General features: G+C 61.8%; 11 protein-coding genes. 8 read left to right on the top strand and 3 right to left on the bottom strand.

Annotation, left to right across the window (positions count from 1 at the left end):
* The first annotated feature begins 5 nt into the window (after window positions 1-5).
* The 3 genes from AC07NR_RS21385 to tssA are packed head-to-tail and all read left to right on the top strand — an operon-like array spanning window position 6 to window position 5,667.
* On the top strand, window positions 6-770 hold the full coding sequence (locus tag AC07NR_RS21385) for a DotU/TssL family secretion system protein (RefSeq protein WP_423203742.1): 765 nt from the start codon (window positions 6-8) through the stop codon (window positions 768-770).
* A complete protein-coding gene (locus AC07NR_RS21380) occupies window positions 767-4,588 on the top strand; it encodes a type VI secretion system protein (protein ID WP_495079407.1) in 3,822 nt (1,273 codons plus the stop codon). The genes AC07NR_RS21385 and AC07NR_RS21380 overlap by 4 nt, the downstream gene beginning before the upstream one ends.
* On the top strand, window positions 4,585-5,667 hold the full coding sequence (gene tssA, locus AC07NR_RS21375; protein ID WP_495079406.1) for a type VI secretion system protein TssA: 1,083 nt from the start codon (window positions 4,585-4,587) through the stop codon (window positions 5,665-5,667). Before AC07NR_RS21380 ends, tssA begins: the two co-directional genes overlap by 4 nt.
* On the opposite strand, the gene AC07NR_RS21370 is transcribed toward tssA, so the two are convergent.
* The 3 genes from AC07NR_RS21370 to AC07NR_RS21360 form a co-directional block, all read right to left on the bottom strand.
* Window positions 5,664-6,632 carry a 2-hydroxyacid dehydrogenase gene (locus tag AC07NR_RS21370; protein WP_119427306.1) on the bottom strand — a complete coding sequence of 323 codons (969 nt, stop codon included), beginning with the start codon at window positions 6,630-6,632 and terminating at the stop codon, window positions 5,664-5,666. The two genes, tssA and AC07NR_RS21370, sit on opposite strands and share 4 nt — an antisense overlap.
* A 139-nt stretch (window positions 6,633-6,771) precedes the next feature.
* A complete protein-coding gene (locus AC07NR_RS21365) occupies window positions 6,772-7,296 on the bottom strand; it encodes a cysteine hydrolase family protein (protein WP_495079405.1) in 525 nt (174 codons plus the stop codon).
* 207 nt (window positions 7,297-7,503) lie between these two features.
* Entirely contained in the window at window positions 7,504-7,887 is a 384-nt protein-coding gene (locus AC07NR_RS21360; protein ID WP_134826332.1) for a tautomerase family protein, read from the bottom strand.
* A gap of 272 nt (window positions 7,888-8,159) precedes the next feature.
* Between AC07NR_RS21360 and AC07NR_RS21355 the strand changes: the two genes are divergently transcribed.
* From AC07NR_RS21355 to AC07NR_RS21335, 5 genes are all read left to right on the top strand, one after another.
* Window positions 8,160-8,354, top strand: a complete 195-nt coding sequence (locus tag AC07NR_RS21355) for a hypothetical protein (RefSeq protein WP_064597508.1) — start codon at window positions 8,160-8,162, stop codon at window positions 8,352-8,354.
* 48 nt (window positions 8,355-8,402) lie between these two features.
* Window positions 8,403-8,573, top strand: a complete 171-nt coding sequence (locus AC07NR_RS21350) for a hypothetical protein (RefSeq protein WP_167443778.1) — start codon at window positions 8,403-8,405, stop codon at window positions 8,571-8,573.
* A gap of 255 nt (window positions 8,574-8,828) precedes the next feature.
* Complete coding sequence (locus AC07NR_RS21345) at window positions 8,829-10,109, top strand: HAAAP family serine/threonine permease (protein WP_085732019.1); 1,281 nt, start codon at window positions 8,829-8,831, stop codon at window positions 10,107-10,109.
* Window positions 10,110-10,245: 136 nt separating this feature from the next.
* Entirely contained in the window at window positions 10,246-10,863 is a 618-nt protein-coding gene (locus AC07NR_RS21340) for a ParB-like protein (RefSeq protein WP_495079404.1), read from the top strand.
* A complete protein-coding gene (locus tag AC07NR_RS21335) occupies window positions 10,853-12,511 on the top strand; it encodes a SulP family inorganic anion transporter (protein WP_495079403.1) in 1,659 nt (552 codons plus the stop codon). The genes AC07NR_RS21340 and AC07NR_RS21335 overlap by 11 nt, the downstream gene beginning before the upstream one ends.
* Window positions 12,512-12,544: the final 33 nt, after the last annotated feature.

The following is a 12,544-nucleotide window of genomic DNA, read 5'->3' as shown; positions in this document are numbered from 1 at the left end:
GCCGTATGTCGCAAGGAAGTGCCGCAAGCCTTGGGTTGCAGGACGCACCGTTGAGCAGCGCGTTCCGTCAGACGTGGCAGCAATGGCAACTGGACTGGACGCAGTTGCCCAAGGACATCGAGGACGATGCGGCGCTGGTCGAAACCGTGGTCGAGCTGTCTACCCAGGCTTCACAGCGTTTGTGGCGCACGGCGTTTTCGCGGGTCGGCGACTCGGCGACCGAACAGGTCAAGGCACTGGTGTACGCCTTCGTTGCGCTGGTCGATGAAACGCTGCTGTTCAGCCCATGGCCGGGCCAGAGCGCCTGGCAGGAAAAGCCCCTGGAATCGCGCCTCTACTCCAGCCGGCAGGCGGGTGAGCAGTTGCCGGCGGCGATCCAGACTCTTCTCGATGAGCAGCAACCCACCACCCGCGATCTCGCCAACGTTTATCTGCAATGCCTGATTCTCGGTTTCCACGGACGTTTGCGCGGCGAGCATAGCCAGGCGCAACTGGAAAAGTGGCGGCTGGCGCTGTTCACCTTTGCCTGGCAGGACGAGGCCAGTTACGACGATGTCAGCCAGCGCCTGGTACAACCTTCGCTGACCACGCCGCTGCAATTGCCTGTGCGCACGGCGTTGCCGGACGGCTTTCGTCTGGCGCTGGGGATTCTGGCGATGGTGCTGTTGCTGACCGGGGTCGGCCAGTTCTTGTGGAGTGACATTCGTTCCGAACTGGAGCCGGTGCTGCAAACCACCGACTCGATGGCGGCGCCGGAGCAAGACTCATGAGTACCTTGACGATCGTCGCGTGGGTGGTGGCGGTGCTGTTGCTGCTGGTGATCGTCGGGGTGGCGGTGTGGTGGCTGCGCACTCGAAGCGGTGCGGCGATCCGCAGTTTCTATCTTGCGGTGCGGCACATGGAGCAAGAGCAGGGCACTCACGATCGCTATCAGTTGCCATGGTTGCTGATGCTTGGCGATGAGGTCCAGGGCACGCAACTGGTGACCGAATGGCGCCTGCAACCCACCGACAAGCCGGCCTGGTTCGGTCGATGGTGGTCGGACCCTGAAGGGGCGGTGCTGGTGGTGCCCCAAGGCCTGTTTCTGCCGGAAGACGGCATGCATTTGCAACGGGGCGGCTGGTGGCGATTGCTAGGACTGATCCTGCGCCTGCGCAGCAAGCGTCCGCTCGACGGGGTGATCTGGACCGTACCGGTCAGTCGCCTGGGCAATCTGGAGCAGGCAACGCAGTTGGGTCTGGCGGCGCGCCGACGCTTCATCGACCTGTTGCAACGTTTTGGTTTGAGCGTGCCGGTGTATGTGATCGTCGCCGGTCTTGAAGAACTGCCGGGATTTCAGGACCTGATCAGTGCGCTGCCGGATGAGGCACGCGAGCGCACCCTGGGCTGGTCATCGCCTTTTGCGCGTGACGCGGTGTGGCAGGGCCAATGGAGTGATCAGGCACTGGATCGCCTGCACCGCGCCGTCGCCGAAGCGGTGATTGAACTCGGTACGTTGTCCGGGCAGTTGACTGCGGATCTGTACGCCTTGCCAGAGCGTCTCGAAACGCTGCGACGGGGTCTGCAGAATGTGCTGGAACCGGTGTTCCAGGGTAACGCTCAGGGCGAGGCTCCGTGTTTTCGCGGCGTGTACTTCAGCGCCAACCAACCGGCCGACGACGCACTGGACGGCTTCAGTGCCGATGACAGTGGTCTGCAGCGCAGCGTGTTCATGCGTCAGCTGTGGCGCCAGCGCCTGGTGGGCGAGCGGGGGCTGGCCCAGGGGGTGCCGCGTCTGTTGCGCCTGCGTCAGCGCTGGCAACGGCTGACGGCCGGCGTGGCGCTGGTGGTCGGGGTCGTCTGGGCGCTGGCGATGTTCTGGGTGTGGAACCAGTCGGTCAAGGATGCCCATGAGCTGGCGCGGCTGATGCAGGGCGCGCAGAAGAGTTACGTCACGGTCACCGATGACGCCCACCGCGTCGAGCCGACCCGGCGCAACGTGCAGAGCTTCTGGCGGGTGCTGGAAAAGGCCCCGCACTGGCACTACGTGTCGCTGGCGTTTCCGTCATCGTGGATTTCTTCTGTCGACGTGAAGATCGAACGGGCGGTATTCCAGTCCGCCCAGCGTCATATGATCCAGCCGCTGCATGACTTGCTGGTGGCGGAGCTGGCGAAGGTCAAGGCGATCCGCGCGACGGATCGGCGCAACAGCGTCGAAAGCGAAGACCCGGCCCAGTGGCAGAACTACCAGAAAGCCACGGACCTGGTGGACCGGGCGTTGCGCCTGGAGCAACAGAACCAGTTGTTCGCCGAGGTGCAGAACAATCAGCGCGTTCCGCTGGACGATCTGGTGCAACTGAGCAACAACGCGCTGTCGCTCAACCTCAACGCAGCGACGCTACCTCACGCTGCTTACTACAACCGGCTGCTGGCGGCGGGGGACAGCGGTGATTTGCAGGCGCTGGACTTGAGTGTCGAGCGGCCGTTGATCGTCAGCAATTTCAACGGACTGATGGAGCGCTGGCTCGATCAGTATTTCCTGGCCGACAACTTTGTCAGCAGGGCCGGCTACCTCAAGTTGCACCTGGAGCAGCTCGAGGCGGGGGGTGGCAACAGCCTCAGCGAGCTGGAAGACCTGCGTGCGCTGATCGATGACCTGCAAGCCGCAATTGCCCTGACCAACTCGACCTGGAGCCGCGGCAAGGGGCAAGAGTTGGTGCCGGGCTACCGCGAATTTCTCGACAAGGTGCGCAAGAGCACGCTGCTCGGGCCGGCGGTCGAGCAACAACTCGACGCCCAGGCGGGCAAGTTGCAGCAGAGTTTCCGTGACCAGTGGATCGCCCAGATCGGTTCGCGCGGCAACTTGCTGGTGCAACAGGGCAGCGGGCAACTGGCGTTGCAGGATCAGGTGGTGAAACTCAATAACGCGGTGCAGGCACTGTTCAAGCGCGACTTCGTGTCCATCGCCATGCGCGCCACTGAAGACAACGTCAACCTGCAAGGCCAGACCGTCGATGGCGATGACCTCAACACCTCGCTCAACTACTTCACCAGTTACAAGAGTTACGTTGCCGAAGAATTGCCGCGCATCCCACCTGTTTATCGCGAGGCGTTGCTGCAAGCGGCAGAAGGCGCGGCGGCGCAGGCCATGTGGCTGAGCCTGAAGGATCACAACGACCAGACGCATCCTTACGCGGTGTTCAACGTGCAGGCCGAGCAAGCGATGGCTTTGCAGAAGGCGTTTGTTGAAGTCCATCGCAGTGATCTGGCGGCCCGTCTGCAAGGCGCGCTGAATCGCCGGGCCATGGCGCAGATCGTCAACGGTCTGGAGGAAATCACCGCGCAACCGCTGTTCGGTGGCCGGACTGAAATCAGTCAGTGGGACGGCTCGAAAAACCTCGGCCTGCAACTGTACGGTGCCAGCGATGTGCAGGATTTGAAACTGAGCCTCAAGCAGCAATTCAACACCATGCTCGGCATCACCGAGCGGCGCACTTCGGCGTTGCAGTGGCTGATGACTCAGCAGGGCAATCTGTCGGCGCTGGATTACGAGCGGGTGACCCAGTTCAGCGCACTCAACGACGAACTGCTCAAATACAAGGACTCGAACCCGGCCAGTTCGCCGGCGCAGATCGAGCAACTGGTCAGCCGCGATTTCATCGAGATGGACACCGGCTCCTGCGTGCAGGTGTTGCAGACCGCCAATCTGGCGGGCGGGCGCGGCACCCTGGCGATGCGTGCGGTGGAGTTGCAACAGTCGGCCATGCAGCGTTGCCAGTACCTGCAACAACAGCAGGCTGCGGCGGCGTGGAATGAACTGGCCAACTATTTCAATCAGTACCTGGCCGATCGCTTTCCGTTTGCCAACGGTTTGCAGGCGCAGGACGCGGACCCGGCGCGGGTGCAGCATTTTCTGGAAATCATCGACAAGCGTCTGCCGGTGGCCCAGGCCGGACTGGTGCTGAGCCAGACTCCGGAACGACTGGCGGCGGAAGATTTTCTCAACCGCTTGAAGCAGGCAAGCCTGTGGCTGACCCCGCTGTTCGTGCGCGACAAGAGTGGCATTCTCGGTGTCGAGATGGATGTTCGCTGGCGCACTGATCGTGATGATGAGCGCGGTGCCGATCAGGTGATCGCGGGGGGCTTGCTGGCCGGCAGTCAGCAGATCAGCTATCCCGCCGCCGAACAGCCGAACCTGCGCTGGATGGTCGGTCAGCCGATCCGCCTGACCCTGCGCTGGGCGCGCAACGGTCGCGAGCGGCCGGTCAATGATCCGCTGCAACCAAACCTGGTGGTGCGCGACATGGAGGCGGGCTGGGAGTACGGCGGGCCATGGTCGTTGCTGCGGCTGATGCGCGCGCATTTCTCGGTGCAGCGCCAGCCGAGCATGGATTACACGGATTTTCCCCTGACATTGCGCCTGCCGGTCACTGCGCTGAACGACAGCGTGACCACGGAGTTCACCCGGATGTTCGTGCGTCTGTCGTTGATGAGTCAGGGCTCGAAACTGCCGTTGGCGATTCCGCCGTTGCCGACCCGGGCGCCGCGTTCGCCGTTCCAGGTAACCGGTACCACCGCCGCCATTGAATCCCGCGAGGAGGGCCTGTGAGCCTGCCATCTGCAACCTTGCCCGACCTGATCGATCAGTTGCTCGCACCGATCAGCCCTGATGCGCCTTGTGGTGCGGATCTGCGTTACGAACGCGAGTTCGATCAATTGCGCGACCTGCGCCGTGAAGACGATGCGAGCCTGCCGACCGGAGTCTGGCAATCGACGTTGAAACAGGCGAACTGGCCGGCAGTGGAAACACTCACCACCACGCTGCTGATCGAGCGCAGCAAGGACCTGATGCTCAGCGCCTGGCTCGGCGAGGCCTGGCTGCATCTTCAGGGGCTGGACGGATTGCCCGGCAGCCTGGCGCTGATCGCCGGATTGTGTGAGCGCTATCCCGAACAACTGCACCCGCAGGCCGAGGAGGGCGACCAGTCATGGCGGGTGATTCCGCTGGAGTGGCTGGTGCGTCGGTACAGTGAAGTGCTGCTGACCCGGGTGCCGCTGTTCGGCTCGCACAACAGCGATTTCGAGGCCTACAACCTGGAAACCTGGCGCCGTTTGCAGGTGCAGCAGGTGCAGGTCAACGACAGCAAGAATGCCAAGACTTCAGCGGAAACCGCACGCAATGAACAGAAGAAGCTCAGCGAACAGGTGCGCGCCACGCCGCTGGCGTTCTGGCTGCGCCAACAGGGCAATCTGCTGTTGAGCCAGCAACACCTGCAACGTCTGAACGCCTGGAGTGATACATACCTCGGTGATCAGGGGCCGGGTCTGCAGCCCTTGCAGGAGATCATTCAAGCGCTGCTGAAACTGGTTCAGGAGTTCATCGCCATGCACCCACAAAAACCGGCGCCGGTCGCCGCTGTCGAAGCCCCCGTGGTGGAGGCGCAACCGGTCGAGGAGGCCCCCGTGACGGCGCAGGTCTTTCGTGAACCGGCGAACCGTGAAGAGGCCTATCGGCAATTGCTGCTGATCGCCGAATACCTGGCCCGCACCGAACCCCACAGCCCCGTGCCATACCTGATCCGGCGCGGGGTGGAGTGGGGCAACAAGCCGTTGAGCGAACTGCTCGGCGAACTGATCTCGGCCGACGCCGAATCGCGACGGCTGTGGACGTTGCTCGGCGTGCTTTAGTGCACGCGCTGGTTGTTCTGCTTCGGCGGCAGTGTCAGCGGTGTCAGCACTGGCTCCCCGGAAAAGAACGCCACCAGGTTTTTCCCCACCAGTTCCACGGTGCCTTGAGTGGCTTCCGGTGACAGCCCGGCGACGTGCGGGGTGAGGATCACGTTGCTCAGGGTTTTCAGCGCGTCCGGAACCCGAGGTTCGTGGTCGAACACGTCGAGTGCGGCGCCGGCAATTCGCCGTTGCTCAAGTGCCGTGATCAGGTCCGCCGTGGCGATCACGCTGGCGCGGGCGATATTAACGATAAAGCCTTTGGGCCCCAGCGCGTCCAGCACGGGACGGGTCACCAGATGCTGGCTGCCGATGCCGCCGGGCGTCGCCACCACCAGAAAATCCGAGGCCCGAGCCAGTTCGGTGGGGGTCGAGCAGAAGGTGTAAGGCACATCGTTGCGCACCTGGCGGTTGTGGTAGCTGATCTCCATGTCGAAACCCAGATTCGCGCGTTTGGCGATGGCCATGCCCACGGCGCCGAGGCCGAGAATCCCCAGCCGCTTGCCCGCCAGGGACGGGCGCATGATCTTCGGCCATTCGCCACGGCGCACGGCGGCATCGCAGCGTGGAATGTCGCGTACCAGCGCCAGCAGCAACGCCATGGCATGGTCGGCTACCGACGAGGCGTTGACGCCGGCGCCGTTGGTCACGGTCAGGCCCCGGTTGCTGGCGGCTTGCAGGTCCACTTGTTCGTAGCCGGCGCCGATCACGCAGATGATTTTCAGCGCGGGCAATGCGGCGATTTCTTCGGCGTACAACCCCAGCGGACCACGGGTCAGCACTGCGTCGATACGAGCGCCATGAGTGGCAATGGCCTGGGCGCGTTCGGCGGGAGTCGGGGCAAGAATCAGGTGAAAGCCCTGTCGTTCAAGAATGGGCAGGTAGTCATTGATGGTTTCAACCAGTACCAGAACGGTGGCGGGCATTGCTCGGCTCCTGTGATCGTCGGCGGGTCGGTCGCGAAAGTCGTGTCAGAGTGCTGATTGCAGAGCGGTTTGGCAATGGCCGACATTGCCCCGCACCAGCCAGTGTAGGAGCTGATGCGGGGAGTGCGCGGGCGCTTCGTCAGAAGGCGATGTCGGCGGTGTTGATCAACCGCACGAACGCCGCGCCGAGGGTTGCGTTGTGGTGCTCGATGATCGCCTGGGCCGGCAGTGCGGGGGTGTCCATGCAAGTGTGGGCATCGGCTATCAGCAATGGCTTGAAGCCCAGATCGGCCGCGGCACGGCAGGTGCTGTCGATGCAGAACTGGGTTTTCATGCCGACGATGTACAGGTCTTCGACGTTCGCGGCGTGGAGTTGTTGAGCTAGTTCGGTGCCGTGGAAGGCGTTGGGACGGGATTTGTCGAAGAGGGTGGCGTTTGCGGCATCCAGTTCAAGCGCCGGCAATAACTGCCAGAACGCACTGCCGGCGGCAATCGGCGAGCCCGCCGGGCCGGTGTGGCGAACGGCAAAAATCGGCACCTGGCGGTGGCGTGCCTGAGCGATCAAGTGCTGGATGTTGGCGAGCATGCGCTCACCGTCGTGGGGTTTTTCCTGACCCTGGAACAGGCCGACCTGCATATCGATGATCAACAGTGCTGCGGACATGGTGTTTCTCCTTGGGTACCAAACGTGCCGCACGGACGGGAGAAACAACAAGGCCCCGTCCATTGCTGGCGGGGCCTTGGGTTTGCTGCGCTGGTTTTACCTCAGGCACAAACACCACGACCCGCCGGTGGCGGTCGTGGTGGTACGGGTGAGGTACAGCGCGCAAAGGTTCATGGGGCCGATCATGCTGGCGGCGTCAACAGGCTGTCAACTGGCGTATTGAGCGATGCCGTTGCCGAACGACCAGTTCTCTTTTTTCACCTCGACCAGATTGATGAACACATCTTCCAGACGGATCGACAGGTGCGTGTTCAGGTTCTGGGCGATGGTCTGGTACAGCGCCTTTTTCTGCTCCAGCGTTCGGCCCTCATTGAGGGTGATCTGGATGATCACCAACTGGTCGCTGCGCTGGATCCCCAGGTATTGCGGATCGAAGACGAAATGCTCGCCGTCGTGCTCGGCCAGGATCTGGAAGTTGTCGTGCTCCGGGACATTGATCGTGCTGCGCATGGCGGCGTAGATCTGCTCGCCGACGCGTTTGGCGAAGGTCGGATCGGGGCGTTTCTTGAGTTCGACGCGGACGAGGGGCATGGGAGGGCTCCATGGGGCAGGGGACTGGAAAGGGCTGTCAGTCGGTTCGCCATTGGGTATAGCCGAAAATGCCAATCAGTGAGGTTGTTTAAAAACGTTAGGAAGCGGATGCCGCGTCCTGCGGGATTTACGGATGTTGCCTACGAGTGCTGCCGGATTTATCCGCTATACGGCGAGATGTGAAGCACGGAACCATAGAGAGCAGGACAGGACGCGCTCTTCAAGATGGAACGGCGGCCTGGCCGGAAATTGCCATCAGCCAAGGAAGGCCAATGCTTCAGAACAACCGTGAAAACCTGGAACTCGACAGGTTGCATAACGAAACGCGAAAACTTGTGGCTGAAAGACAGAAGCTTCTGGCGGAAGAGAAGAAGCTGAAGTGGGAGACGTATTTTTATCCAGTCGCGGTAGTGGCCGGCGTGTTAACGGCAAGCGCGGCATTGGCGGGCGTCTTTTTCAAGTTTTGAGCATTCGTATTCGCAAATTTCAGACACATGACCCTAAAGGAAATCAACATGAGTACCTATGACGCCAAAGCCAGAATGGAACAATTGGAAAGGGAACACGATGAGTGGGCCGAAAAAATACGGATCAAAAACAGGAAAGAAATGCGCCCGATCTGGGGCTTGCTGGGTCTGGGCATCTTTTGCATGTCCCTTGGCTTCATGTTGGCCCGATCGATTTGATCAGTTTTTGCCATCGCAAATTCGGCGCCGGTACTTGCCATAAAACGACATTCTACGTATCTGGCGCCGACAGTGTTTTTCCCAAAAACGACAATCCTCCAATCTGCTCCGCACAACCATTCCTCAGCTAAGTCTTTGCTTCCGCTCATTTATCGCGGAGAATCGCGCCCCTGTTTCGGCCGGAGCATGTCTGTCGGTTTTTTCCGACGCGTCCTGACCGAGTGGCAAGTGACCGGAATGCGGAGATCCGACCGGATGAATGATCAGGCCAATAGCGTCGAACAACGCTTTGAAACGGCAGCACCAGCCCAATTGTCGAGCTGGAATCGCCATGACACTACCTGGATGTTGGGACTGTTCGGGACGGCCATCGGCGCCGGCACCCTGTTTTTGCCGATCAACGCAGGTCTGGGTGGCTTCTGGCCGCTGGTGATCCTCGCGCTGCTGGCATTCCCGATGACTTTCTTCGCACACCGCGGCCTAACCCGCTTTGTGCTCTCCGGTCGCGAAGGCGCCGACATCACTGAGGTGGTGGAACAGCATTTCGGCATCAAGGCCGGTGCGCTGATCACGCTGCTGTACTTCTTCGCGATCTTCCCGATCCTGCTGATCTACAGCGTTGGCCTGACCAACACCGTCGCCAGCTTCCTCGAACACCAACTGCACATCACGCCGCCGCCGCGCGCGCTGCTGTCGTTCGTGCTGATCCTCGGCCTGCTGGCCGTGGTGCGTTGCGGCGAGCAGGTGATCGTCAAGGCGATGAGCCTGATGGTGTATCCGTTCATCGTCGCGCTGCTGTTCCTCGCGGTGTACCTGATTCCGCACTGGAACGGCGGCATCCTGAGCACCGCTTCGCAGGTGCCGGCGCCGTCGGCGCTGCTGCACACGCTGTGGCTGGCGATTCCGGTGATGGTGTTCTCGTTCAACCATTCGCCGATCATCTCGGCGTTCGCGGTGGATCAGAAGCGTCGTTACGGTGTTCACGCCGACGAACGCAGTTCGCAGATCCTGTCCCGCGCCCACCTGCTGATGGTGGTGATGGTGCTGTTCTTCGTCTTCAGCTGCGTGCTGACCCTGTCGCCGGAGCAACTGGCTGAAGCCAAGGCACAGAACCTGTCGATCCTGTCGTACCTGGCCAACCACTTCAGCAACCCGACCATCGCGTTCGCCGCGCCGCTGATTGCATTCGTGGCCATCTCCAAGTCGTTCCTCGGCCACTACATCGGCGCCAGCGAAGGCCTGAAAGGCTTGATCGTGAAGAGCGGCAAGCGCCCGGGCGCCAAGGCTCTGGATCGCATCGTTGCAGCGTTCATGCTGGTGGTGTGCTGGATCGTGGCGACCCTGAACCCGAGCATTCTCGGCATGATCGAAACCATCGGTGGCCCGGTCATCGCGGCGATCCTGTTCCTGATGCCGATGTACGCGATCCGCAAGGTACCGGCCATGGCGCGCTATCGCGGTCAGGCGTCGAACGTGTTTGTCACCGCTGTAGGCCTGGTGGCCATTTCGGCGTTGATCTACTCGCTGGCCGCCTGATTCCAGGCCAGCAGTTCCAAACGGGGCGAGCCATTCGCCCCCGTTTTTGCAAGACCCCCTCAGTGCCTGATCCAGGGCACGCATCCCAAGGCATAAACGGCTACGCTTGAAAGGCACTTTTCCCCGGAGATGCCTCATGCCCCGTGCACGACCCCAATTGATCAGCGCCAAACTGGAAAAACTCCATCCCACGCAGCTCACGGTCGGCCTCGCCGAAGTCGCCGACAAGCGCCAGGAATGGAAAAAACTCAAACGCAAGGAGCGGGCGGCAGCGCTGGACAATCACTGGTTCCCCAGTGTGCTCGGGCCTGAAGGCGTCTATTACATCGTCGATCACCATCACTTTGGTCTGGCGCTGATCGAAGAAGAGGTCAAGAAGGCCTCCTTGCTGGTGCTCAAGGATCTTTCGTTTGTCGACACGGTGACCTTCTGGAACGTGATGAACTTCAACCAGTGGGCGCACCCCTACGACGGGCGCGGTGTCCGGCGCACCTTTGAAGCCATTCCCAAGTCCATCGCCGATCTGCAGGACGATCCTTATCGCAGCCTCGCCGGACGCTTGCGCCGGGCCGGTGGCTACGCCAAGGACGCAACGCCCTACAGCGAGTTTCTCTGGGCGGATTTCTTTCGCAGCCGCATCGCCAGTGATCAGATCAATGACCTCAGTCCCAGATTGCAGACCAAAGCCATGAATCTGGCCCGAAGTCAGGAAGCTCGGTATCTGCCAGGGTGGGTGGGTCCGATTGTCAACTGAACCTCTGAGTGCCGCTTCCCGACCCGAAGTGCAAAGTCGTAGCCAGGACCTGCTTGCCGGGCTGTCGATTGCCGGTCTGTTACTGCCCGAGGCCGTGGCGTATTCCAGCATTGCCGCGTTGCCACCCCAGGCCGGGGTGATCGCGTTGTTCGCCGGGCTGCTGTGTTACGCGTTGATGGGCACCAGCCGCGTTGCCGTGGTCTCGGCGACGTCGTCCTCGGCGGCGGTGCTGGCGGCGGCGACCGCGTCACTGGCCGGCGGTGATCCGGCATTGCGCCTGAGCCTGGCGGTCGGCCTGGTGATGATGACCGGGGTGCTGTTTCTGCTGGCGGGGTTGTTCAAGCTCGGCAGTGTGACGTCGTTCATTGCCAAACCGGTGTTGCGTGGCTTTGCACTGGGATTGGCGGTGACGATCATCCTCAAGCAGGTGGCGAGCGTCGTCGATGTCCACTTGACTGAGAGCAACCTGGTTCGCTTTCTGCCGCAGTTGTTGGAGCAGTGGTCGAAATGGAACCTGGCAGGCGCCGGGGTCGCGCTGGTGGCGTTGCTTGTACTGATGGTCTGCGCCCGTTTTCGCCGGGTGCCGGGCGGGCTGATCGTCGTCGCTCTGGGCATTGCCGCCAGCCAATGGCTGAACCTGCCGGCTTACGGGGTGAAGCTGATCGGGGTTATCGATCTGGCGCTGGAGATGCCGCAGTTGCCGAACATGCCGTTTGCCGACTGGCTGCGACTCGGTGAGCTGGCGTTTGCCATGGTGATGATTCTGTATGCCGAGTCCTATGGCTCAATCAGTTCGTTTGCCCTGAAGCATGGTGACCGGGTGTCCTCGAATCGCGACCTGCTGGCCCTTGGCGCGTCCAATCTGCTGTCGGGCCTGTTTCACGGCATGCCCGCCGGCGCCGGGTATTCGGCAACTTCGGCCAATGAAGCGGCGGGCGCTACATCACGGTTGGCGGGAGTTGTCGCGGCGGTAGTGGTGTTGCTGATCGTTTTGACGGTGCTGCCTTACATCGCCCTGACCCCGGAACCGGTGCTGGCCGCGATTGTGATTCACGCACTGGGACGAGCGCTGAGCCTGCAACCGCTGGGTCGCTACTTCATCTGGCGGCGTGACCGCTTGTTGGTGATCTGCGCGGTGGCGGCGGTGCTGGTGCTGGGCGTGCTCGACGGTTTGCTGCTGGCAGTGGCGATCAGCGTGGTGCTGATGCTCAAGCAAATGTCCTCGGCAGATATCCAGGTGCTGGGACAAATGGGCGGCGGTCACGATTACGTCGACGTGCAGCGCCATCCGGATGCCCGGGAAATCCCCGGCGTGCTGATCGTGAGGCCGAGCGAGGCACTGTTTTTCGCCAACGTGGAACGGATTCTCGGCGGCGCGCTGCGGCTGGCTCGGCATGCGCCTGCGGCGGTGCACACGATTATCCTGAGTCTGGAAGAATCACCGGACCTGGATGGCACCAGCATCGAGGCGCTGGAAGCATTCTTCCTGCAGGTGCGGGCCGAGGACAAACTGTTGATTCTGGCCCGTCTCAAACATGAGGCGCAGACCGTGCTGGCGCAATTGCCGGCGCTGGAACGCGAGCAGGTGCTGTTGAGCGGTTTGAGTGTGGACGAGGCGGTACAGCAAGCACTCAAGTTGAATGCATGAGTTTCCGCAGGCATAAAAAAACGCCGCTCATCT

Source organism: Pseudomonas sp. GW821-FHT09C09 (genome assembly GCF_059418105.1).
This window is presented reverse-complemented; position numbering and strand designations above follow the sequence as displayed.